At 47.9% G+C, this 25,282-nt stretch carries 12 protein-coding genes; 11 read left to right on the top strand and 1 reads right to left on the bottom strand.

Going from position 1 to position 25,282, the window contains the following annotated elements; translation table 11 throughout:
* The first annotated feature begins 128 nt into the window (after positions 1-128).
* The gene (locus F0220_RS24815) at positions 129-1,703 is read left to right on the top strand and encodes a class I adenylate-forming enzyme family protein (RefSeq protein ID WP_149846783.1); all 1,575 of its coding nucleotides are present in this window, start codon (positions 129-131) and stop codon (positions 1,701-1,703) included.
* A gap of 145 nt (positions 1,704-1,848) precedes the next feature.
* On the opposite strand, the gene F0220_RS24810 is transcribed toward F0220_RS24815, so the two are convergent.
* Entirely contained in the window at positions 1,849-4,677 is a 2,829-nt protein-coding gene (locus F0220_RS24810; RefSeq protein ID WP_149846782.1) for an endo-beta-N-acetylglucosaminidase, read from the bottom strand.
* A 212-nt stretch (positions 4,678-4,889) separates the two neighbouring features.
* Between F0220_RS24810 and F0220_RS24805 the strand changes: the two genes are divergently transcribed.
* The 10 genes from F0220_RS24805 (at position 4,890) to F0220_RS24760 (ending at position 25,083) form a co-directional block, all read left to right on the top strand.
* Positions 4,890-6,719 carry a sensor histidine kinase gene (locus tag F0220_RS24805; protein WP_091020837.1) on the top strand — a complete coding sequence of 610 codons (1,830 nt, stop codon included), beginning with the start codon at positions 4,890-4,892 and terminating at the stop codon, positions 6,717-6,719.
* A 1-nt stretch (position 6,720) separates the two neighbouring features.
* Positions 6,721-8,235: a response regulator transcription factor gene (locus tag F0220_RS24800; RefSeq protein ID WP_105601275.1), complete on the top strand. Its 1,515-nt coding sequence runs from the start codon at positions 6,721-6,723 to the stop codon at positions 8,233-8,235.
* Between the two features lie 281 nt (positions 8,236-8,516).
* Positions 8,517-9,989 (top strand): ABC transporter substrate-binding protein, encoded by a 1,473-nt coding sequence (locus F0220_RS24795; protein WP_091020839.1) that lies wholly within the window; start codon positions 8,517-8,519, stop codon positions 9,987-9,989.
* 77 nt (positions 9,990-10,066) lie between these two features.
* Complete coding sequence (locus F0220_RS24790; RefSeq protein WP_091020840.1) at positions 10,067-10,996, top strand: ABC transporter permease; 930 nt, start codon at positions 10,067-10,069, stop codon at positions 10,994-10,996.
* A gap of 23 nt (positions 10,997-11,019) precedes the next feature.
* Positions 11,020-11,940, top strand: a complete 921-nt coding sequence (locus F0220_RS24785) for a carbohydrate ABC transporter permease (RefSeq protein ID WP_062837930.1) — start codon at positions 11,020-11,022, stop codon at positions 11,938-11,940.
* A gap of 36 nt (positions 11,941-11,976) precedes the next feature.
* Positions 11,977-14,331: a glycoside hydrolase family 3 N-terminal domain-containing protein gene (locus F0220_RS24780; protein ID WP_149846935.1), complete on the top strand. Its 2,355-nt coding sequence runs from the start codon at positions 11,977-11,979 to the stop codon at positions 14,329-14,331.
* Between the two features lie 4 nt (positions 14,332-14,335).
* The gene (locus tag F0220_RS24775) at positions 14,336-17,551 is read left to right on the top strand and encodes an alpha-mannosidase (protein ID WP_149846781.1); all 3,216 of its coding nucleotides are present in this window, start codon (positions 14,336-14,338) and stop codon (positions 17,549-17,551) included.
* A gap of 256 nt (positions 17,552-17,807) precedes the next feature.
* Positions 17,808-19,127, top strand: coding sequence for a glycoside hydrolase family 125 protein (locus F0220_RS24770; protein ID WP_074096344.1), 1,320 nt, complete (start codon positions 17,808-17,810; stop codon positions 19,125-19,127).
* On the top strand, positions 19,124-22,303 hold the full coding sequence (locus F0220_RS24765; RefSeq protein WP_149846780.1) for a beta-galactosidase: 3,180 nt from the start codon (positions 19,124-19,126) through the stop codon (positions 22,301-22,303). Before F0220_RS24770 ends, F0220_RS24765 begins: the two co-directional genes overlap by 4 nt.
* Entirely contained in the window at positions 22,300-25,083 is a 2,784-nt protein-coding gene (locus tag F0220_RS24760) for an alpha-mannosidase (protein ID WP_149846779.1), read from the top strand. Before F0220_RS24765 ends, F0220_RS24760 begins: the two co-directional genes overlap by 4 nt.
* The last annotated feature ends 199 nt before the right edge of the window (positions 25,084-25,282 follow it).

Genomic DNA, 25,282 nt, shown 5'->3' with positions numbered 1-25,282 from the left:
ATATCAGAAGAATTTATGATTTTAATAGGGGATAATGATTACTTATTATTCCAGATATATGCTACTCTCTTTTTATTCCATAGTTTTCTTAACGGAAAAATGGAAATTTAAATATTGGGGGTAATTGCTTGCTTCTATCCGAACGATTGCTAATTGCAGCAAGTCTGTACCCTGAGGAACCTGCGTTAATGCGATATGGGCAAACGATGAGTTATGGGGAGCTTAACGGTCTAGTTGAAAGACTGAGTCATGCTCTGTATGTTAAAGGACTCCGGGCCGGTGATCGCTTTGCCCTTTTAGGTGATCCAGATCCCCAGCTCGTTGTTGCGTTTTATGCAGCAGTTGGGATCGGTGCTATACCACTCGTGCCGTCTCCTTTGCTAACAGTACCTGAACTCGCTGCCATATTTCAGGACGCAGAACCACATATGGTTATTCATGATGACCAATATGCTGAAGCCGCTATCGCCACAGTAAAGCTTCTTGGTTATTGTCCAAAACTGTTCACGACTGAAGAAGAAGGGACGAATAGCAGTTCGCTCGCTGCTCTTTTACAGCAGGAACCCGCTTTCTCTCCAAAAGACCATGTCAAACGAAGTGTGGACGATACGGCAGTCCTGATTTATACGGGCGGGACAACTGGTCGGCCAAAAGGGGTCATGCATTCGCATCGCGGAATGGCTGCTTGGAATCAACTTACGCCTTCTGCAGGCTTCGGACATGATCTCAGTCGTCGTGTGTTAGTGCTCAACCTATCCCATCTGGTGGGTCAGTTCCAATTGTGGGCGACTATGGCTGCCGGAGGCTGTCTTGTATTTCTGGATAAATATCCGGCGAATGTACACCGCATAATGGAAGCTGTTGAACGTGATCAGATTACACAACTCAGCACAGTAGGCCAACTGCTTCGTGATTTTACCCGCGAGGCATCCGTAGGAGGTAGAAACTTGAAGAGTCTATCGCTTATTGGCTGCGGAGGGTCCATTATTTCCCCGGATACACTACAGGAAGTCGTATCGCAATTTCCTGAAGTTATCATTGTGAACAACTACTCACAAGCGGAATGTGGAATGTCTATAAGCCGCCTTTTTCCTGCTCAGCATATAGGCGATCCTCATCGCCTTCGATCCGTAGGTCGTCCTGCTGACTTGGCTGCCCAAGGTGAGCAGGCCTTCGAAGTTCGGATATTAGATACGGACGGAAGTGAGACAGTTACGGGCGAGGCTGGAGAAATCGTTGTTCGAGGTGCACAGACCATGCAGGGGTATTGGCGCCAGTTGGAGGTTACTGCCGAGACCATGTCCGATGGCTGGATTCGAACTGGGGATGTCGGTTGTCTGGATGTCGAAGGTTATCTTTATGTGTTTGATCGCTTGAAGGATATGGTTATTGTGGGCGGTTCCAATGTGTTTTGTGCCGAAGTTGAGCATGTTATTGTGAGCCATGAGGCGGTAAGCGAGGCGGCCGTAATCGGACTTCCTCTTCCTGACGAAGGCGAGGAACTCGTTGCTTTCATAGTATTACGGGAAGGTGACAGTTTGGATCTGACGCGGGTGCGGGCGTTTTGTGAGCTACACCTTGCTCCGTACAAATGGCCGACTCAACTGTTCATTTTGGATACTTTGCCCAGAACAGCTGTGGATAAAATAGACAAAAAGCAGTTGCGGAAGTATCTATCCTCAATGTTATCCAACGGGGTGTAATCAAAGAAATACGTTAGTTCAAAAAGCATTGAATGTTCAGCAGATGGATGCGTTCCTATAGGAACAAACAGCCCTTCAACTTCCTTTGGGAAGTGAAGGGCTGTACGTATTTCAACCAGCATACTGGCGTGCACGAAAATTATATTTATCTCAAAATTGTCGTGGCTTGATTGCCCGCATAATCCTCAATGACCAGCTTTAAAGAACTGTTGCTGGACGCTGGTGTGAAGGTCAGTTCACTTAGCTTTGTTCTTCCCCGAATGATATACGGGAATTTCTGCGAAACGTAAGTGACTCCGAACTCGCGTGCCACCCCATTTTCATATACATAGATCTTGTACCAATCCTCCAGATCCGGGAGGGCTAATGTATACTTTCCATCTTTTACCGTGATCTTTTCCTTGGCGTATGGTGTAATCTGAAGATCTGCTAGCTGTCCGGTATGGGTTACCGGGTTCTGCCCGCCAATAGCAATGTTCAGCACGTAATGCTCACCATTGGTCGGAAGTCCGGTCAGAACGGCAGACTGTTTTCCTTTTTTGACTTGAATTGACTTAGTGAAAGGTTCTTTCGTGTATTCGGTTTGTAGTGTGAGTTGAATAGACTCATTACCTTTACCTTTGTCTTTATCTTTATCCTTGTCCTTATCCGTATGCTTATCTTTGTCTTTGCCCGAATCGTTTACTTTTTTCGGGTTTTTCCAGCTTACAATAGCATCGCCATTCTTTTTGAATTTCACATCGATATTCTGAACGGCTGCATTCAGATCATAAGGCAGGACCGCTGCTTCACTCTCGGTACCATCTGCACCAACAGCACGAATGGACAGTTCACCAGAAGGCTGTTTTAACGATTTGATATAAAAAGTAGAATCATACACGCCGCCAACATAGGCGCCATTTTCATATAAATTGTATTGTTTGACCTCTGAATAGTCCTTCATGTTCCATGCAACAACCAGTTCGTCGGTGTTGGTCAGTGCTTTGGCAATATGGAATCCGGTAGGTGCATCCGGTACAGCCGCTGAACCGTCGGAAATGCGGATCTCGCCAATATTCATCTGGTAATTCTCAATCGCTTTGCCATTCGGGTCAAAGGACAATCCCATAGCGGCAATGGTTTTGCCTTGATAGGCGCTCAAATCCAGCGAAGTTGTCTTCCAACCTGTAGTATGCTGGCCTGACTGAGGCACTTCCACATTGACCACGTTGGATGGATCGTCTTCGAAGATTAACCCAACATACAGGGAAGAAGCATCGCTAGTGGACGGTTTGTTATACGTCAGCTCCAGTTTGGATTGTACGTTGACGGACAGGTCGGTCTTGTACAGGCGAAGGAAGTTGTCCGTGTTCAATGTACCGTTCACCACGAGAGAGCTGCCGCCATTAAACGCACCGATGGAATTATAGTTGTACCTTGCGCCTTTCTCATAAGATGGACCGTAGTCAAAATCAACACTGAGCTTGTCACCTTCACCTTCACTATCCATCCACCATTGCCAAGTGACAGGGATATCCTGAATGTTGATATTGGACCATTCCTTGTCGTTCGAGACAGCGCCATCTTCATAATATTTCAGACCGTGACCTGTATTGAAGCTGGTCGCAAAATTAGAGCCGTTGATAACGGAGCGTTCGGTCAGATAAGCGGCAATCCCATCCCAATTCGCACCGGAAGCATACACATCCGACAGATCGGCAGACGCATTACGACGTGCATCTGTCGGGTCTTGATTTGGACCAGACCACCAGGCACGATCACGTACAAAGGTCATCCACTGGTACTTATCCTCAGCTCGGTGATTGGTACTGCCATCGCCCATCTCTTCATCCAGGGCGTTGTGGGTGAAGTCGGCACCCAGTGTCGCGATGCTGTTCATCGGTTGACCGTTCTCATCCAGGTTATGGCGCAGGTCATAGGATTGCTTCCAGCGGCCGAATTTGTCATGTCCACCTTCGACACCAGCAAATACGGTTTCCAGTGGATCCAGTCCCAGGCTAAGGGCATGATCACGGGAATCGCGGAGCATCTTGTGGTTCCATACATAATTCAGGAAGATGGAATCGGAGACTCTGCCGAGAACGGAATCTTGTACAAAGGGGCTGTTGAGCCCATTGAATTGGTTCTGATATTGAATCTTGCCTGTTGTATTGATGGTGGAGTCATACCATTGAACGTACAGTCCCTTATCTCTTAGATACTTCATGAATTTCTTATAGGAAGCGATATCCTCAGGGGCTACACCCCGGGCAACCTCTTCCTGATTGAAGAAATATCCATCGTAGTTGTAGTATTCCGCCATCTCGGCCAGTTTCTCGGCCACAGGGAAATTACCGTTTTCATCCTGGATCAGCATTTGTTTGTACGTCTGTGGTCCACGGTCATTGTCTGAGAAAAAAATGTTGGCAATGGATTTGACGCCATTTTTGTGGGCTGCGTTGGTATAGGCCGGATTCGGAATGTTCAAAATGCCAAACTCGAAGTATTTCTCCGTCCATTCTTTACTCGGATCGTACAGCTCCTCAGGTACTCCCGCAGAGGCCATGCCGTGCCAATAACTGTAGTAGTCTGTATATTGCCAATAATTAAACAGATACTGGCTGAATTCATTGGTATAAGGTGTGCTATCAAAGAATGCATTGCCGTAATCGCCGCTCATCGTGAATAGCTGGGTATCCGGACTAAGCTCAGGATAAGCCTGTGTGGCAGCGAACGCTTCATTACGGGGCTGCAAGGGAACATGGGCACGAAGTAAATCGCCATGGATATCACTTTCCGGTGTCCAGTTCAGAATCTGGGCCGAGGTGTATCCATGTTGATAGGGCTGATTCACCCCTTTGGCACTTTCACCGGTGTAAGGGAGCGTGTCTCCGGCATAAACGGATGATGCAACAACTTGTCCAAGCAGAGCCGTAGTCAGGACCATGGCAGTGACCTTGGGAATGATGCCTTTTGGTTTGAGTTTGCGTGTCATGCTGTTCCTCCTTGAAGTGGAATGAATGTAAGATATTCTTTTACACAAAGCTAAACTTATGGTTAACGATAGTGGATGAAAGCGTTTTTAAATAGGGTGAAATTAAAGAAACACAGATATAAACTAAAGAAAAGTTGCAGGTGACAAGTTAATGTCAGAAGCCTAATGATATAATTCAAGTTAGGAAAACAGCATCGGAGGGAACATGCGATTTGAAAATTGTTAGCGTTTACAATAATTTCTTCAAAAATAATATGTTTATGAAAATGCTCCTGATCTTCTCGATGATATCGATTGTCACGATCATTACATTGTCTTATATCATCTTCCTGTCGGTGTCCGACTCCACGATTCGCCGGGAACTGGCGATCCAGAAAGCGGCGATGGAACATGTGGATCGGTACATTCATCAGCAGTATGAATCGGTGCAAAACATGGTGAGGGATATGCATCAGAATGAGGCGCTGTCCGCCAACATTACTTACCTGATGAATCATTCGTACGCTGAATATGTTCAGCATATGACAAATGGATATTACGCCAATCAGGATGACTATTCGGCCGATGTGTTGAAACATTTTCAGAACATTATGGATCGCAATTCGCAGATTAACCAACTCATGTTGTATAGCGCCGAACAGCAGGATCTGTCTACCTTTAATCAACACAAGCAGTTCCGCAAGCTGGACGCCAATGTAGCTCATTCCTATATTCCGGACGTGATGGCGATGGAAACGCCCAATATCAGTGCACCTAACTACTGGATACGCAAAGAGATTAATCAATGGGACCCTGCGCTCTACTCCATCCGCGTACCGATTAACAATACACAGACTCTACGGAATCTGGGCCAATTTCTTGTCTTCTTTGACTCAGAAGGAATCGGTAACGCGCTGGACAACTACGAGAGTAATCTCAAGGGAGAAATCGTGGTGTTATCGGCCAAAGGAACAGTCTTGTTCGACTCCAACAATCAGTATTACGGGAAAAAGTACCCTTACGTGAATGTGGCCGATTCCCTGTTTGATCAGACGGATATGGATTCGATGAAAAAGGAGCAGAACATGTATGTGAACAAGTTTGTCTCCGCGGATCAGGGTTATGTGGTCATGGGTACCGTTCCGGTAGAAGAGATGGCTGAAACCTATGCGGGCATTCGCAATACCATCATCTCGATCAGTATCGTCTGTATTTTATTTGCCGTGCTGGTTCCGGCATTTTTCATTATTAACTTTGCCAAACGAACCCGTCGAATTATTCGCTTCACCCAAAAAGTGAAATACGGCAACTTCACGGCTCGCATCGACGATCCGCGTGATGATGAACTGGGGCAGATCTCACATAGCTTCAACGATATGTTGGACGAGCTAAATCTCTATATTGAACGAGTCTACAAAGCCGAGATCAAACAGAAGGAGACCGAGCTGGTCGCATTACAGGCGCGCATCAACCCTCATTTTCTCTACAATACGCTTGAAGTGATTCGGATGAGGGCGATATCCCAAGGGGCGAGAGATGTTGGCGAGATGATCTATAGTCTATCCGTATTGTTCAAGAGCCTGGTACAGCAGAAGAAAAATTATACGTTGAAGGACGAGATGGAAGCTTGTCGCTTGTATCTGGAGTTATTCCGAATCCGCTATAAGGATATTTTCATATATACGATCCAGATCGATGCTGCATATTATCAACATCCTGTGGTCAAACTTTCGCTGCAACCCATCATTGAGAATTATGTCGTACACGGCATTCAGACAGAACGTTCGGATAACCGATTATCGATTGTTGTAGAAGAGACAGATGATGTGGTGCAAGTGGAAGTTAAAGATAATGGCAAAGGCATTGAACCGGCACGCCTGACGGAAATCCTTGAAGAACTGGAACGTCCTGAAGAATCTGGTCAGATGTTTGGGCTGCGCAGTGTCCATAGTCGATTGCGCTTCCTGTATGGGCCAGAGTTCGGTATCACCATAGATAGCACCCTCGGAGAAGGAACACGGATCAGGGTGCGTTATCCACATACAGAAGGGACAGGTGTGTAATATGTACAAGGTGTTTATTGTGGACGATGAGCCATTCATCATTGAAGGGTTATACGATATTGTGGACTGGTCTTCGTTTGGAATGGAAATTGTGAGTCATGCGGGCAATGGGCAAGCAGCGTTACAAGCGCTCTCTTCTCAGCCTGTGGACATCCTGATTACGGATATATCCATGCCACTCATGAATGGTCTCGATCTGATTCGGGAAGCAAGGCGAGTACAACCTGAGCTTAAGGTCATTATCCTCAGTGGTTTCAATGAGTTCGAATATCTGAAGGAAGGCATGCAGCTGGGGATCGAAAATTATCTGCTTAAACCGATTAATGTGGAGGAATTGGAATCTACGCTGAGCAACACCGCGTCCAAGCTGGATCATACGGTATCACCTCAAGCCGATGATGCTTATGGCATTCAGATTCTGAAAGATAACATTCTTCATCGATGGCTTACAGGACAGATTGCAGCTACCGAATTTGAAGAACGTGCCCAGTTTATGGACCTTTCGTTGGATGCACCAGACGTTGCTGTGGCCATTCTGCGTGACAAAGGGCAAGTATCCGGCATGTTTGAACGCGTAGAAGAGATGCTCAGAGACAGACGACATCTGAACGTATTTCATGATATCGATGGAGACATCGTCATTATTGCCAATATTCAGGGTACGAGTGACGAGGAACAGAAGTTGATGGATGGCTTGCAGGCATTATCTGATGAGATAACCGTAACCCATCCGGGGGCACGCATTGGAGCAGGCAGATTGATGAAGGGACTGTACCATGCGCCGACCAGTTATTCGGAGGCCAAAAAAGCACTCCAGTATGTGATGATTTATCCTGACCTTAAAGTCATCGACCATGCCATGCTGGAAAGGTGCGGAAATTCAAACGCGACCTTTTTCATTGAATGGAGGGAGTATGCCAAACTCATTCTGTCCCGCAATACAGAACAACTTGCCGACCGGATTCGTATGGATTTTGAACAGCATCGCGATGGGCTTACACCTGGGGAGTTACAGAATACCGCACTGGAAGTGGTGATTCGCTTCAAGATGGAACTGGAGAGCATCAAACACTCGGATGAGTCTGCGATATACCAACAAGGGCTTCAACTTGTCCTGGACAGTGGCACTTTTGATGAACTCGTGCGGGCGCTTCAGCAAGTTGGGTCGCAGACGATCCAGTCCCTATTGCAGGATCTGAAAAATCCGATTGTAAACCAGGTGCTTCAGCATATCGACAAACACTACGCAGAAGAGCTTTCTCTGAAACTGCTGGGTGCCCACTATCATCTGCATCCGGTGTATTTGGGACAATTGTTCCATAAGGAGACCGGAGAGACGTTTGCCGAATATATCAACAAATACCGGATTGAACGTGCGAAGGAGCAACTGCGCAATTCCAATCTGAAGGTACATGAGATCGCACGAAATGTGGGGTATTGGGAGACGGGATATTTCTATAAACAGTTCCGTAAATATGTGGGGATTTCACCGACTGATTACAAGGTGTTTGGTTAATTCGGTGACGAGTAGATCCAACCATGCGGACAGAGAGCCAAGAGACATATCGGGAACAGGAATGGCATGGATGAAAATCATGGCATACGTTACCCGGCATGTCTCTTTCATGTAAGCGATTTATTTAAACAGGTACAAAATAGATGCCCAAGGACGATTTCTCTTTAATTTGTACCTCGAAAACTTAAGTTTATCTTCTTTTTGTAAATGCTTTCATTCGATAAGGTTAAAGCAGTTAGTAAGTAGAGCCTAAGGGAACACGAAAAGGGAGGATCAAAGAAATGAGTAAACAAAGAAAACGCTTCTCACTCGTTCTTGCATTGTTAATGGCCGTTACACTTGTTCTTAGTGCCTGTGGAGGAAGCAAAGATGCTTCAGAATCCGGGGGAGCTGGAGATGACGCGGTAGAGTTGATCTGGTATACCATCGGTACCCCTCAGAAAGACGTCAACAAAGTGATGGAAGAAGTGAGCAAGTATACCAAAGAGAAAATTAATGCCACGGTAACGATGAAGATGGTTGACTGGGGTGATTACCCGCAGAAGATGCAGGTTAACGTAGCATCCGGTGAGCCAATGGACATTCTGTTCACCTCTTCCGGTGGATTCGATTATGTACAAAATGCCAGAAAAGGTGCATTCCTTGAACTGGATGACCTGCTTAATGAATACGGTCAGGATCTTACCAAGACCATTGATCCTGCATTCCTCAGCGGTTCGAAGGTAGATGGACACAATTACGGAATTCCAGCCAACAAAGAGTTGCCACAACAAGAGGTATGGCGCTTTAACCAAATGCTGGTTGATAAATACAAGTTGGACATCTCTGGCGTTCGTACGTTAGACAGTCTGGAGCCTCTGCTCAAAACAATTAAGGAAAACGAGGCGAGTGTAACACCATTTGCCATGGATAAAAACTATGTTCCTTACGTGCCTTATGACTATGTCATTCAGAATCTGCCAATGGCAATCAAGCTGGATACAACAGACTATAAGCTTGTAAACATACTGGAAACACCTGAAATGAAAGAAGCACTTACCACGATGCACAAATACTACAAGGCTGGTTATGTATCAGCAGAAGCGGCAACAACAGGTTCAACGAACGACCTGACAACATCGGGCAACTGGTTCCTGGATCGTGCACAGACTCAGCCGCTCGCGGACAATCAATGGTCTGCAAGTTACGGTTATCAAGTCGTTTCAACACCTGCAAGTGAAGCAATTATAACGAATACATCTGTACAAGGTTCCATCATGGCCATCTCGGCCAACTCGGAATATCCGGAGAAAGCAATGGAATTCCTGAACCTGCTGAATACAGATCCTGTGCTGCGTAATATGGTGGACTCCGGCATTGAGGGCACACACTACAAAAAAGTGGATGACACACATATGGAAAATCTGCCTGAATCGAAAAACTACGATATGCCTTCATACTCCCTTGGGAACAACATGCTGCTCTATCTGAACAGCAATGACCCGGATAACAAATGGGATGAGTTCAAGAAGTTTAACGCTGAAGGTGTCAATTCCCCGATCCTCAGCTTTAACTTTGATGCAAGCAATGTATCGTCCGAACTGACAGCGGTACAGAACGTGAAAGAGCAGTACTGGGCAGCACTGATGACAGGTACACTGGACCCGGCAGCCAATCTGGATCAAGTGATTGAGAAGTTCAATCAAGCCGGACTGGAGAAAGTAATGGCTGAAGCCCAAAGCCAGCTGGATGCCTGGAGAGCAGAGAACAAGTAACAGTACATCGTAAGGATCGGGCGGCTGCTTATCGCGTCCGGTCCTTTTTCATTCAAGCCTGAAGGAGGAACTCCACAATGACTACATTTTTGAAAAACCTGCTTAGAAACCGGGTCATGCTGCTCATGGTGCTGCCAGGCGCCATCTGGTTCTTCTTCTTCTCCTACTTGCCTCTTGTGGGTACAGTGGCTGCCTTTAAGGAATATCGCTTCAGCCGTGAAGGGTTCTGGGCAAGTCTGATGAAGAGTGAATGGGTTGGCTGGGACAATTTCAAATTCCTGTTCAGCACAAGTGACGCATGGCTCATTACACGCAACACCCTCTTTTATAACATCGCGATTATCTTCCTGGGACTGGTATTCTCTGTAGCATTGGCAATCCTGCTCTCGGAACTAGTGAATAAACGACTCGCCAAACTGTATCAAACCGGTATGTTTCTGCCGTATTTTCTATCCTGGGTTATCGTTGGTTACTTCGCATTCAGCTTCTTGAGCATGGACCGCGGGATGTTGAATCAGATTATTGGCTGGTTCGGGGTGGAACCGATTCAATGGTACTCCGAGGCAAAATATTGGCCGTATATTCTGGTATTCGTAGCGTTATGGAAAACCATCGGTTATAGCAGCGTTGTCTATCTGGCTTCCATTCTGGGGATTGATAAATCACTGTATGAAGCAGCCATGATTGATGGAGCAAGCAAATGGCAGCAGATTCGTAACATTACGATTCCGTTACTGTCGCCCATCATCACGATTATGACTTTGCTGGCCGTAGGCCGCATTTTCTATGCCGACTTTGGACTCTTTTATCAGGTGCCAAGGGACTCAGGTACGCTCTATTCCGTTACGAATGTTATTGATACGTATGTATATCGTGGTTTGAAAACGAGTGGTGAGATTGGCATGAGTACAGCTGCGGGATTGTATCAATCCGTCGTAGGCTTTGTTCTCGTTATCATCTCCAACTATGTTGTGCGCAAAGTAGATAAAGACAGTAGCCTATTCTAGAACAGGGAAAGGAGTGAACCACCATGGCTCAAGCAGGGCTTGTTAAAAAACGCGACTTCCACCACGTATCCAGCGGATGGAACGTGATCATGAACATTATCGCCGGTCTATTCGCTCTGATCTGTGTATTTCCTTTTATATTTGTAGTTATTATCTCGTTTACAGACGAGAAAGCACTGGCCCGTGATGGGTATCGTCTGATTCCGGCAGAATGGAGTCTCGCGGCATATCAGTTTGTCTGGCAGAGTGGGGACACGCTGCTGCGTGCGTATGGAGTTACCATTCTGGTGACGGTACTCGGTACCATTATCAGTTTGATTCTCATGTCGCTGTATGCGTATGCGATTTCTCGCAAGAGCTTCAGATATCGGAGATTTTTCTCCATCTTTGCGATTCTGACCATGTTGTTTAACGGCGGGATGATTCCAACCTATATGGTTGTATCCCAGCTGCTTGGATTGAAAGATACGTTATGGGCACTGATTCTGCCGCTGGCGATGAATGCCTTCTATATTATGATCCTGCGTACATTCTACTCCACCAGTGTGCCGGATGCAGTCATTGAATCTGCGAAAATTGATGGTGCCGGTGAGTTCTATACCTTTATGAAAATCGTGATTCCACTCTCCTTGCCGGGACTGGCAACCATCGGGTTGTTCAGTACACTCGGTTACTGGAATGATTGGTTCAATGCGCTATTATACATCGATAATCCGAATCTGGTACCGCTGCAATCCATGTTAATGCGGATTGAGTCGAGTATCCAGTTTATCCAGCAGAACTCTGCTAACAGTTCGATGAGTCTGGCAGCCATGCAGTCCATTCCGCAGGATACGTCCCGAATGGCGATGGTTGTGCTTGCTACGTTGCCAATTATATTCGCTTATCCGTTCTTCCAGCGTTATTTCGTACAGGGTCTGACGGTGGGTGCGGTCAAAGAATAACCGGATCACGTTATAGGATTGGAGAGATGTAGAGTGATGACTTATAAGGATCAAAGGAAATCCGTAGAGGAACGGGTGCAACACCTGCTGAGCCTGATGACTACGGAAGAAAAGGTAGGTCAACTTACGCAGCCATTTGGCTGGCAGACCTATACGAATGATCAAGGGAACATCATGTTAAACGAATCCTTTAAGCAGCAAGTGGAAAATGGGGGCATCGGTTCGCTTTACGGTGCGCTTCGGGCAGATCCATGGACTGGCGTCACGCTGGAAAATGGACTATCGGCCAGAGAAGGCGCTGAGGCGGTCAATCTGATTCAACGTTATGTGATAGAACATTCCAGACTGGGGATTCCCATTCTGATTGGGGAGGAGTGCTCGCATGGTCATATGGCCATTGACGGAACGGTCTATCCTGTTCCCCTCTTGTTGGGGAGCACCTGGAATGTGGATCTGTATCGGGAGATGTGCCAGGCAGTAGCGCGGGAGACACGTGCTCAAGGCGGTGCGGTCACCTATTCTCCGGTACTGGATGTTGTGCGTGATCCGCGCTGGGGACGTACCGAGGAATGTTTTGGTGAAGATCCGTTTCTCATTGGAGAGCTGGCAGTTGCTTCCGTAGAAGGACTTCAGGGTGGAAGTCTTGACGGTGGAGATACAGTAGCGGCAACGCTGAAACACTTTGTTGGTTATGGCAGCTCGGAAGGTGGACGTAATGCAGGGCCTGTACATATGGGCTGGCGTGAACTGCTGGAAGTGGATCTCTATCCATTCCGTAAAGCGGTGGAAGCTGGCGCTGCGTCGATCATGCCAGCATACAACGAAATTGATGGCACGCCTTGCACCGTGAATACAGAATTGCTGGAAGATGTTTTGCGTAAGGATTGGGGCTTTGACGGTCTGGTCATTACAGATTGTGGTGCGATCAACATGCTGGCAAGTGGGCATGATGTCGCGGCAGATGGAATGGAAGCTTCCGTACAGGCAATTGAGGCAGGCATCGATATGGAAATGTCCGGTGAGATGTTTGGGCAATATCTGGTGCAGGCGGTGGCAGAAGGCAAGCTTGATGTGCAGGTTCTGGATCAGGCTGTCTCTCGCGTGCTGGCGTTGAAGTTCAGACTGGGTTTATTCGAACAGCCTTATGTGGATGCCGATCGGGCAGCGGAAGTGATTGGCAGTGAAGCGCATGTTCAACTGGCACGGCAGTTGGCGGCGGAAGGGGTTGTACTTCTCAAAAATGAGGCTGACACGTTACCTCTATCGATAGCAGATGTGGGACAGATTGCCGTTATTGGTCCTAATGCAGACCAAGCTTACAATCAACTGGGCGATTACACATCTCCGCAACCGAAGTCCAAAGTGGCAACGGTACTGGATGGGATTCGCAGTAAGCTGGCTAATCATGTGAATGGGCAAACGGAGAAGAGTTCTGTTGGTCCTTTGACTGGTGACAGCAGTACAGATCAGATTCTTTATGCACCGGGCTGTCGGATTAAAGGTGATTCAAAAGGAGGATTTGAGCGTGCCATCGAAATTGCCAGCCAGGCGGATACGGTCATTATGGTGGTTGGCGGCTCCAGTGCACGTGACTTTGGAGAAGGAACGATCGATCTGAAGACGGGCGCTTCCAATGTATCGGATAACTCATGGAACGATATGGAGTGCGGCGAAGGCATCGACCGGATGACGTTGGGTCTTGCCGGAGTACAGCTGGAACTCATTCAGGAGATTCACAAGCTCGGCAAGAAGCTTATCGTTGTTTACATTAATGGTCGTCCGATCACTGAACCTTGGGTCGATGAACATGCCGATGCAATTCTGGAGGCGTGGTATCCGGGTCAAGAGGGCGGTCGTGCCATTGCAGATATTCTATTCGGTGATGTGAATCCGTCAGGCAAATTGACGATCTCCATTCCAAAGCATGTCGGCCAATTACCGATCTATTATAACGGCAAACGTTCCCGAGGCAAGCGTTACCTCGAAGAGGATTTGGAGCCACGTTATGCATTTGGATACGGACTGAGTTATACCACATATGAGTACAGCGAACCGAAACTGAGTTCTTCGTCCATGACAACTGATGATTCAGTTAAGGTATCGGTGAATGTGGCCAACACCGGCCGTTATGCAGGTGCAGAAGTTGTACAGATGTATATCTCTGACGTGGTCAGCTCACTGACTCGTCCCGCCAAGGAACTGAAGGGGTTTGCAAAAGTTAACTTGGAGCCTGGAGAGACACAGACCGTGGAATTCCGAATCGGAGCCGAGCAACTGCAGTATATTGGTCGTGATTTGAAACCTGTCGTTGAACCGGGACAATTCCATATCCATATCGGCAGCTGCGTTAACGATACGCAAATGGCCGAACTGACCGTAAGGGAGGCGTAAGACGTTGGAACGTATCAGACGATTTATTCGCGAGTTGTCCGAACATCAGTGGCTGGAGCAATTACAGCTGCGTAGCTGGGACATTACCCGCGCTTATTATAATGTGCCAGGACAGTATGAGGATCATGGTGAGTACCCCGAAGGGCAAGATTTTGAGCGTTTTCCGAGCAAACAGGGAACGACTTATTTTTTTAGAACACGTTTGGAGATCCCTGCTACATGGCAGCAAGCACCTTATGGGCTTGTATTTGAGACAGGCGGAGAAGGTTTGCTTCGGGTAAATGGGCACTCTTATCAGGGCCTTGACCGCAATCATACCTACGTCACGCTTGATCCATCCAAAGTCGGAAACGCTCCGGAACTTGAGATTGAGATGTTTGATCCGGTACCTGAACCTGTGGACCCCTTGAATCAACAGGCGGTTATTCAGCCGCCGATCACATCCATTACGAGCCTGCTGGTGAGACCAAATGAAGCGGTTCGTAGTCTGATGTATACCGTCATTATTGTGCGTGATTCGGCTGTGTTGCTACCGGAAAGTGACTTTCGGCGGGTTCGCCTGTTAGAACTGGTGTATCGTGCGATGGATCAATTTGTAGGCATGTCAGCAGAAGAGATTGAGCAGGGAGAGGGTATTCGTCAGATTGAGAATAATCTGAAGCATCATGTGTGTGAGATTGGCGGAAACGCGGAAGGTCTGGAGCATATGGTGGGACAATCCCATATTGATATTGCCTGGCTGTGGCCTGTGCGCGAGACCGTACGTAAGACTAGCCGTACCTTCTCCACCGTGGATGCACTCATGAATGAATATCCTGACTATGTGTATTCACAGAGCCAACCCTTGTTATATGCATTTTTGAAAGAGCATGACCCTGAGCTGTACGCGCGGGTGAAGCAGCGGATTGTAGAAGGTCGCTGGGAGCTTGTGGGCGGCATGTGGGTTGAGCCGGATTTGAACATCCCGAGCGGGGAGTCCCTGATTCGCCAGATGTTATATGGTCAGCGTTTCTATATGGAGGAGTTTGGCAAGACATCACAGATTGAATGGCTGCCGGATACATTCGGGTACTGTGCTTCCCTGCCGCAGATTTTGAAGCATGGCAATGTGGAATATTTCATGACAACAAAGCTCGGATGGAATGACACAAATGTGTTTCCATATGATCTCTTCCACTGGGTGGGCATTGATGGAACACCCATTCTGTCTTACCTCAATCATGGTGTTAACGAGCATACGTTGCCGAAGGACATTCATGATCACTGGCAGTCCTACCGTGAGAAAGCAGCGCATCCGGAGCATATGCTTCTATACGGACACGGAGATGGCGGCGGTGGCGTAACACGCGAGATGCTGGAGTATGTGGATCGCGCAGACCTGATGGTAGGTCAGCCTGCGAGCCGTTATAGCACAGCTGGAGCTTTCTTTGCCGGAATTGAAAAGGAGCAACCTGTACTTCCGAAGTGGCATGGCGATCTGTATCTGGAGTTACATCGGGGAACCTACACGACCCATGCGCGTAATAAGCGCAACAACCGGAAAGCGGAAGTTCTATATCGTGAAGCTGAATTGTGGAATACACTCGCTCTGCCAGATATGGAGGCGAATACCGAAGCTGAAGTGCGTTCAGCACTGCATGACGGCTGGAAATTGATTTTGCTGAATCAATTCCACGATATTATACCGGGATCGGCGATTACGGAATCCTACGTCACTTCGAATGAGGAATATGTACAGGTATTTGAATTAGGTAAGAACAGATTGACCCAGGGTGTTACAGCATTGACAACGGGTATCAACACAGAGGGACCGGAAGGTTCATTAGCCTATGTTGTATTCAACAGCCTGGGCTGGAAACGCAGTGCAGTTGTTCAATTGGCTGTGCAGGATAGCTTGGATCGCTACGGCATCGATGAAGAAGGCCAGCGCTTGCGGATGGATCGGGAGGATGGAAGTATGTCTATTCTCGTGACAGACATTCCGGCGTTTGGATATAAGACGATTTGGCTGGTACCGGAAAACACAAGGGAAACGAATGTACGGGAAATGACCACCCTTGCCGCACAACCAACCTTTAATGATACATGGGATACTGCCTTTTATCATGTGCAGTTCAATGAACGTGGGGAGATCACCCGTCTGTGGGATAAAACCGCAGAGCGTGAGATGTTGAAGCCGGGTGAACGTGGCAATCAACTTCACTTCTTCCACGATCGCCCAACGCTCTGGGATGCATGGGATATCGACAGTCGTTATGAGGAACAGATTGCTGGCGAAGTGGAACTGTTGGAGAAAAAGCTGGTGCTGGCGGGTACAACGAAAGATGTCCTGCGCTTCCGGTGGAAGCTACATCAATCGGTGATTACACAAGATATCGTCTTTTATCATGACTTACGGCGAATTGACTTCCAAACACAGGTGAACTGGAACGAGAATCACAAACTTCTGAAAGTTGGTTTCCCGATTGATGTGGTGACTTCCAAGGCCACATTCGAGATTCCGTTTGGCACACTGGAACGTCCAACACATCGCAACACAAGCTGGGAACAAGCCCAGTATGAGGTCTGCGGACATCGCTTCGCAGATGTATCCGAATATGGATACGGCGTGAGTTTGCTCAACGACTGCAAGTACGGGTATGACGTGCACGGAAGTACCATTCGTTTGTCCTTGCTGCGAGCACCAAAATGGCCTGACCGTACGGCTGATCTGGGAGAACATGAATTCACATATTCCCTGTACCCGCACGACGGAGACTGGAGAAACGCACACACCGTACGCCAGGCAGCTGAACTGAACACGGAAGTGGTCGTGCAACAAGTAGAGCAAAAACAACAGGCACAACAAGAGCAATCGATGGAACAGATGCAGCAGAGGGATCAATCACAACAAAGCGCAGGGGCTGGAGTATATCCAACCGCAGATGCAACAGTAACTGTTGCTCACTCACGTCCAGCAACTGGCTCATGGATTAACTTCGAAAGCCAGCATGTCATTCTGGATACCGTCAAACTGGCAGAGGATGGACACGGCACCGCGCTGCGTTTCTATGAATCCTCAGGCAAACGCGAAAACATCACATTGCAATGGCCACATGCGTTCGAGCAAGCGTACCATTCCAACGCACTGGAAGAACCGATCAAACCACTGGCCCACACGAACGGCCAGATTACACTATCTTTTAAACCCTACCAAATACAAACCGTGCTACTGCGGTAAACCTTTTTGAAATATTTTTGAGCTATACATGTTCAACTAAAAATTTACACGATAAACGGAGAGGACAGAAAGAATTCGAAGAAGCGAAGCGTTCGCCTTTATCCCCAGATTTCACCCTTTAAAAAAGGGAATCAAAAAAATCTGGGGATAACAGCGATCGGAGGATATTTCTGACCGCGCAGTGGTCCCGTGTAAATTTTTTGTTTCATCCTGTACAGCTACACCATTCAATTTGTTTAAGGAGTTGCACTCATCCATGGAACAGTTCAGATTACCGAAAATACCCATGCCACCTGTTGCTTTGCCACAATCCATTCAGGCCGTGCTCGAAGAAGCAGAACAGAAACTGGCTCACCGACCGAAACTGCTTCAATTATTCAAAAACTGCTTCCCCAACACTATTGAAACAACAACGAAGTTGATGGAGGACGGTACGACTTTTGTTATCACAGGAGATATTCCGGCTTCCTGGTTGCGTGATTCCGTGGAGCAGGTTGTACATTACATTCCGTTTGCAAAAGAAGATGAGGACCTGCAACGCATTATTGGCGGGCTGATCAAACGTCATATCCAATATGTTCACATCGATCCATATGCCAATGCCTTCAATGAGACTGCTAACGACTGGCATTGGAACACTACGGACGAGACCGAGATGTCACCTTGGGTGTGGGAACGCAAATTTGAGATTGACTCATTATGTTTTGTTGTACGTTTGGCGTACTTATATTGGAAGGAAACCGAACTGACTGACATTTTCGATTCAAGCTTCAAAGCAGCGATGCGTAAAATCGTGGACCTGTTCAAAGTCGAACAGCATCACATGGAACAATCTCCATATCGCTTCACTCGCAATAACGGTATCCCAACAGATTCCCTGCGCAATCACGGAAAGGGTATGCCAGTCAACTACACGGGTATGATCTGGTCCGGTTTCCGTTCCAGTGATGATGCGTGTGATTTCCACTACAATATCCCTGGCAACATGTTCGCGGTGGTAGCTCTGCGCCAAATGCAGGAGTTTGCCGAGTGGGTGTTCCGGGATATGGAACTTTTGCAGGAATTGAAGGATCTGGAGCAGGACGTAGATCACGGCATTCAGTTGTACGGTATTTATCGTCATCCGGAATTTGGACCGATCTATGCGTACGAGACGGACGGTTATGGCAACCACTGTCTTATGGACGATGCGGGTACACCGGGACTCATGTCCATTCCATATCTGGGTTACGTCACAGCGGATGATCCGATCTACCAAAATACCCGCCGCTTCGCTCTGAGCAAAGAGAACCCGTTCTATTATGAGGGCAAGGTTGCCAAAGGAATCGGTAGCCCGCACACACCACCAGATTACATCTGGCATATGGGATTGTCCATGCAAGGTCTGACTGCGCAGTCTGCCGAGGAGAAACTGGAGATTATTCGCATGCTCGAAGCGACAGATGCGGATACAGGTTATATGCATGAAGGCTTCCACGCTGATGATCCAACGATTTTTACACGAAAATGGTTTGCATGGTCCAACAGCCTGTTCTCCCAGTTGGTCTATAAATCCATGAAGGATGGCCTGTTATGAGTATCCAACCTAATGATAAAAAGCTGATTATTTTCGCTGATCCTGCGTTTCCAATGGAAGGTGCTTTTCCAACTGAGCAGGCTCTGAATACATGGAAAGCAGTCGAAGAGATTACTGTTGTAAACGCTGATGAACTTGCAGAGGCGTTGAAAGCGACGGCTGGTGAAGGATGTCTGGTCAATCTGCATGCACCCTATTTTCCCAAGTCCGCCTGGACGGAGATTGCAGCTTACCTGCACCAGGGCGGAAGCCTGATCAGTATGGGGGGCGCACCCTTTAAACGTCCGGTTCGATATGAGAATGGGGCATGGGTTGTAGAGTCCGAGCAGACCGCGTATCATCAGGAACTCTATATTCATGAGGCACTGAACGTATCTTCTGCCAATGTGCAATCGTACACGTCATCCGAACAGATCCCGCTTCTCACTGGGAAAGAGGGGCTGTTCGAGAAGGCAGATACATGGAATCTGGTTCCACATACAACCAAAACAAGTGATCTGCCCCACCAGATGGGTTCATCCGGTCCCATGAGTACGCAGATTTATCCATTACTTCGTGGCATGAGCAAGGATGGACGTAGCATCGCCGCTCCGGTCGTTCTGTGGGAAAACTCGCGCGGGACTTTCGTTGGTTCACGATGGATATTTGTGCACCTGCCGCTGACCACCTCATTCTGGACGCAGGATGGCGCTGACGAGATTGTGAAGTGGGCGCAATTCTGTGCGCAAGGTGTAACTGAGTTATCCCTGAAAACGAATTATGCTTCGTATGAGCCAGATGAACGGGCTGTACTCACACTTCAAGGCCAGATTTTACAGCGTGCAGGCAATAGACTTACCGAGTCCGAGCTGTGGACGTTTGACATAACGGTCGAGCATGAGGATCGCATAAGTGGAACGACGGAGAAGGTATGGAGCCATCAACTGGAGATGGAACTTTCCGGTGAGCAGCGTTTCGAACGTATACTTCTCCCGGTTTCCATTGAAAGTGGGCTGTATCGGATCGTATGCCACGCGCAGGCACCTGACGGGGAAGATCGGACCTTGCGTCAGGGCTTCTGGGGACAAGATGCAGCATTGCTGGCAGAAGGGGAAGTGATTACCCGCAGCAGGGACTATTTTGTAAAAGACGGACGTCCTCTCCCTGTTGTAGGCATGACCTACATGACCTCCGATGTGGCACGGAAATTTTTATTTCTGCCCAATGCGGATGTCTGGGATCGAGACATGGCTCAGATGGCAAAAGCCGGTATTAACTGGATTCGGACGGGAATCTGGACCGCCTATCGCAACATGATGCAGGTGGACGGACATATGGCAGAGGATGTGCTTCGTGCCATTGATGCATTTATTTTAACGGCGAAACGGCATGGCTTACAGGTCACGTTTACCTTCTTCTCCTTTACACCGGAGACATGGGAAGGAACGAATCCGTATTTGGACCCTCAGAGTGTCGAGGCTCAGAAACGTTTCATCCGCAGCATCGTCAGTCGTCACACGCATACAACCCATGTGGACTGGGATCTGATTAATGAGCCATCCATGTTTGATCCGGTGCGCATCTTCTCAGCTGGTCCACGCTCGGCGAGGGATTCATATGAACAGCAAGCCTTTGTCGAGTGGCTTCAGCAGCGGCATCAGACGAGTGAAGCGTTGCAGGAGGCATGGAACATGTCACCGAAGCAGCTCCCCAATTTTGCAGCAGCGGTGATCCCGGAGGCAGAAGAGATTAACTTTGATGTACAGGACATGCACAAGGCCAAAAAAGGAACACGCTGGCTCGATTACTGTCTTTTCTCCATGGAAATGCACAATGTTTGGGCAAGAGAGCTTGTAGGTACAATCAAGGATCTGGTACCGGATCATCTGGTCACGGTGGGACAGGACGAAGCCCTTGGTGCACAGCGTCCTTCGCCATTCTTCTATGAACGAGAAGTGGATTATACAACCGTGCATTCCTGGTGGTTGAATGATGATCTGATCTGGGATGGCATTTTCGCTAAAACGCCACATAAGCCAAATCTCATCCAGGAGACGGGCATCATGTATGTGGAAACCCCGGATGGTCGAGCCAAACGTACGGAAGAAGAGCTTCGTGGCATTCTCGAACGAAAGTACGCTTATGCTTTCTCGACAGGCGGCGCAGGCGCCGTGCAATGGATCTGGAACACCAACTTTTATATGGATAATGCCAATGAGTCCCATATCGGAGCCCTTCGTGCAGATGGTACGGAGAAACCAGAGGCGGATGTGTCTTATGATTTTGGCCGATTCATGCATGGCATTCGTGATCTCTTTGAAGACCGTGAGCTGGAAGATATTGCAGTGGTGTTCCCTTATTCCAATGACTTTTCCAACCGTGCCCTCGCCTATGATGCCACAACAAAGCTAACTCGTGTGATGTCCTATGATCTGAAATTGCCATTCCGTGCGTTATCCGAATATCATTTGGAAGCGTTGGAGCAGCAACCACCGAAACTGATTATCCTACCGAGTCCGCACAATATGGACAGCGATGCACTGCATCAATTGCTCACGTTTGCGGAGAAGGAAGGCACGAGCCTGCTCATTACAGGGCCGCTGGGACTGGATGCGTACTGGAAGGCAACTGACCGGGCAGATCATATCGTCGGCAAACGCAGTCTGGGTAACGTGCAGCGGGAAGAGCTGCTGAATATTAATGGCGTGAATCACCGGGTGACCTATGGACGGCGTCGGATCGCCGAGGTGGCAAAGGAGACTTTGCTTCATGGGGATAATGGTACAGCAGATGAAGTACACGTTCTGCCTTTGGGCAAAGGGAAATTAATCTGGACTCCACTGCCGATCGAGTTAAACGGACGGGATGAGCCACTTGCTGAATTGTATCGTTATGCAACCGAGATTTCGGGCATCGAACAGGAGTTGAAATGGATATCTGGCGGAGATATCGCAGGGATCTACGGCCGGAAGCTGAGTTTTCCAAAAGGGAATCTGTATGTATTTGTATCGGAGTTTGCCTTGAACCATGAAGTTCATGTGAGAGATCAACGTACAGGTGTATCGTACTCGTTCCAATTGGAGAAAAATCGTTCGGTGCTGTTTGCGACAGATGTTTCCGGAAAGCTGACTGCGGTGTATCGCCCTGATGAGGTTGAGATTGTACAACAAGATGAAAGAGGTGGGATCACACGATGACTAAGAAGAAGAGAGCACATATTATTTCGCATACCCACTGGGATCGGGAATGGTACTTGCCGTATGAGAAGCATCATATGCGGCTCATTCAGCTCGTGGATTCACTATTGGATCAGCTTGATGAGGGATCGGACTATAAAAGCTTTTATTTGGATGGACAAACGATTATCATCGAGGATTATCTTCAGGTTCGACCGGAGCAGAAGGAACGACTGGAGAAACATATTCGCAATGGGCGAATTGTGATTGGACCATGGTACATTTTGCAGGATGCGTTTCTGACGAGTGGAGAAGCCAATGTGCGCAACATGCAGGTTGGACATAAGGATGCCAAACGTTACGGTACACCTTCGAAAATTGGTTACTTTCCCGATACATTCGGATTGGTCGGGCAGACTCCGCAGCTGATGCAGCAATCGGGCATTGATAATGTGTTCTTTGGACGTGGTGTGAAGCCTACGGGATTTAATAATACGGTTTCGGATGCCGGATATGAATCAAGCTTCTCGGAGCTGATGTGGGAAGGACCAGACGGATCGAAAGTGCTCGGCGTATTGTTTGCTAACTGGTACTCCAACGGGAATGAGGTTCCGGTAGACGAGGCTTCGGCTCGCAAGTTCTGGGAAACCAAGCTTGCAGACGCTGAGAAATATGCATCGACCAATGAGTTGTTGTACATGAACGGATGTGATCACCAACCGATTCAACGAGACCTGCCAGAAGCCATCCGTATGGCTGAGCAATTATATCCCGATATCGAGTTTGTTCACTCGAACTTCCCGGACTATCTGACCGCCCTGAGAGTATCGGCTGAACATGAGCTGTCCACGGTCAAAGGAGAGCTGCGCAGCCAGCGTACCGATGGCTGGGGAACTCTGGTGAACACGGCCTCGGCTCGTGTGTATCTGAAACAGATGAACCAACTGGGCCAGACCATGCTGGAAAAAGTGGCCGAACCACTGGCATCCTCTGCCTATCTGCTTGGTCATGTTTATCCACATGATCAACTGACGTATGCATGGAAAACGCTGATGCAAAATCACCCGCATGACAGCATCTGTGGATGCAGTGTGGATGAGGTACACCGTGAGATGGTGACACGGTTTGATAAGAGCCGTCATGTAGCAGAAGCATTAATTGAGGACAGCACCAACCAGATTGCCACAGCCGTGGATACCTCCATCTTTGCACGCTATGGCGAGCATGCCCGGCCTGTTGTGGTGTTTAATACAACAGGGTGGGAACGAAGCGGTGTGGTTCAGATGGAACTGGATGCGGCTCGGTTGTATTTCCGGGAAGGATACACGCTGGAAGAGATGGCGGCGCAGATGAACGCCGTTGATCTGTCAGGTCGTATCCTTGTAGATGAAGAAGGTACGCAGATTCCATGTACGGTGGAAGATCTGGGTCTGCAATTTGGCTATGATCTGCCGGATGACCGCTTCCGTCAGCCGTATAGCTGTCGGCGCGTTCGTATTCGTTTTGAAACAGAGAATGTAGCTGCATTTGGCCTGAAAACCTATGCATTGGTCAACTTTGCGGATGATGCCAAGAGTGGTACTCCGTCGAAAACGACTACGCTGTTGCGTGGTGAACGTGGCATGGAAAATCAACATATGATTGTCACGATTGCAGACAACGGTTCATTCACAATTACAGACAAACGAACAGGCCGGACTTATAAGGACCTTGGCGTGTACGAAAATGTGGGTGATATCGGTAATGAATACATGTTCAAGCAACCAGAGAATGAAGTTGCATTGACAACACAAGCACTTCAGGCCGAAATTCGGGTCCTTGAGGATACATCATACTTGGCCTCGTTCGAGGTGATTCATCATTGGGAAATACCGGAGTCAGCGGATGAGATGCTGGATCAGGAACAGCGGGAACTGATTTATTATCCACATCGTAAAGCCCAGCGTTCAACTAAAATGATTCCACTTCAGATCCGTACGGTTATATCACTTAGTCGTAGTGGAAAAGGAGTACAATTGGAGACAACCTTCAACAATCAGGCGAAGGATCATCGGGTACGTGCTCTTTTCCCGACGGATCTTGTATCTGCTGTTCATCATGTGGATTCCATGTTCGAAATTGCAACACGTGATAACAAGCCTGCACCAGAGTGGCAAAATCCAAGCAATACACAACATCAACAGAATTTTGTGGATGTGAGTGAAAAGGACGCCGGATTGGTCGTTGCCAATCTGGGTCTGAATGAATATGAAGTCCTTCAGGATGGGCGCAATACTATTGCGGTTACGCTCCTTCGTGCTGTGGGTGAACTTGGAGACTGGGGTTTGTTCCCGACACCTGAAGCACAATGTCTTGGTGAACATACGTTTAAAATCGAGATCATTCCGCATGATGGCAATGGTGCAGCGTCAGGCGCATATATTGAGGCGTATCAGTTCCAGGTCCCTTGGACGCTGGCACAGACTGAAGTACACCCGGGTTATCTGACACCTAGCAACACACCGTTTGCATGGCAAGGAGACGGTTTAGCATTTTCTTCGCTCAAGGTAAATGAGGATTCCGGTGATGTGATGCTCCGCTGGTTCAATATGACCACTGACTCTGCCACGTTGAAGCTTGCAACATCACAAGTGATTCCGCAGCCATTCGAAACGGCGTACAAAAGCAACATCCTGGAGGAAGAGGGCGAAATGCTTCATTCCCACAACATAGAAGAGGCGTCGACATTATCATTTGCCAGCAAGGAATGGAACATACAGACAGGTTCATGCGAGATCGTTACTGTCGGCTTGCGCCGCTGATAAAAGTTGTTTAAAGAGTCGAAAAACAGACTTTTGAACACACACTAAAAGGTACAGGACTGCAAGTGTGCTCTAAACTAGGCATTACGTACGGTGGTGGAAGGGTTACGCTATTTACCAGATGTATCTGTTGAGTTATTGGTTGTTTTTCTATAGAATGAACAGTAGAATTGCAAATGATCGAAAGTTCCTATGCCAT

It is taken from the genome of Paenibacillus sp. 37, assembly GCF_008386395.1.
Taxonomy (GTDB): domain Bacteria; phylum Bacillota; class Bacilli; order Paenibacillales; family Paenibacillaceae; genus Paenibacillus; species Paenibacillus amylolyticus_B.
This window is presented reverse-complemented; position numbering and strand designations above follow the sequence as displayed.

What these genes read in the sequence shown, in the direction of transcription:
- F0220_RS24810 (WP_149846782.1), bottom strand. Translation starts at nt 4,677, where the DNA reads ATGACACGCAAACTCAAACCAAAAGGCATCATTCCCAAGGTCACTGCC.
- F0220_RS24800 (WP_105601275.1), top strand. Translation starts at nt 6,721, where the DNA reads ATGTACAAGGTGTTTATTGTGGACGATGAGCCATTCATCATTGAAGGG.
- F0220_RS24795 (WP_091020839.1), top strand. Translation starts at nt 8,517, where the DNA reads ATGAGTAAACAAAGAAAACGCTTCTCACTCGTTCTTGCATTGTTAATG.
- F0220_RS24790 (WP_091020840.1), top strand. Translation starts at nt 10,067, where the DNA reads ATGACTACATTTTTGAAAAACCTGCTTAGAAACCGGGTCATGCTGCTC.
- F0220_RS24785 (WP_062837930.1), top strand. Translation starts at nt 11,020, where the DNA reads ATGGCTCAAGCAGGGCTTGTTAAAAAACGCGACTTCCACCACGTATCC.
- F0220_RS24780 (WP_149846935.1), top strand. Translation starts at nt 11,977, where the DNA reads ATGACTTATAAGGATCAAAGGAAATCCGTAGAGGAACGGGTGCAACAC.
- F0220_RS24770 (WP_074096344.1), top strand. Translation starts at nt 17,808, where the DNA reads ATGGAACAGTTCAGATTACCGAAAATACCCATGCCACCTGTTGCTTTG.
- F0220_RS24765 (WP_149846780.1), top strand. Translation starts at nt 19,124, where the DNA reads ATGAGTATCCAACCTAATGATAAAAAGCTGATTATTTTCGCTGATCCT.
- F0220_RS24760 (WP_149846779.1), top strand. Translation starts at nt 22,300, where the DNA reads ATGACTAAGAAGAAGAGAGCACATATTATTTCGCATACCCACTGGGAT.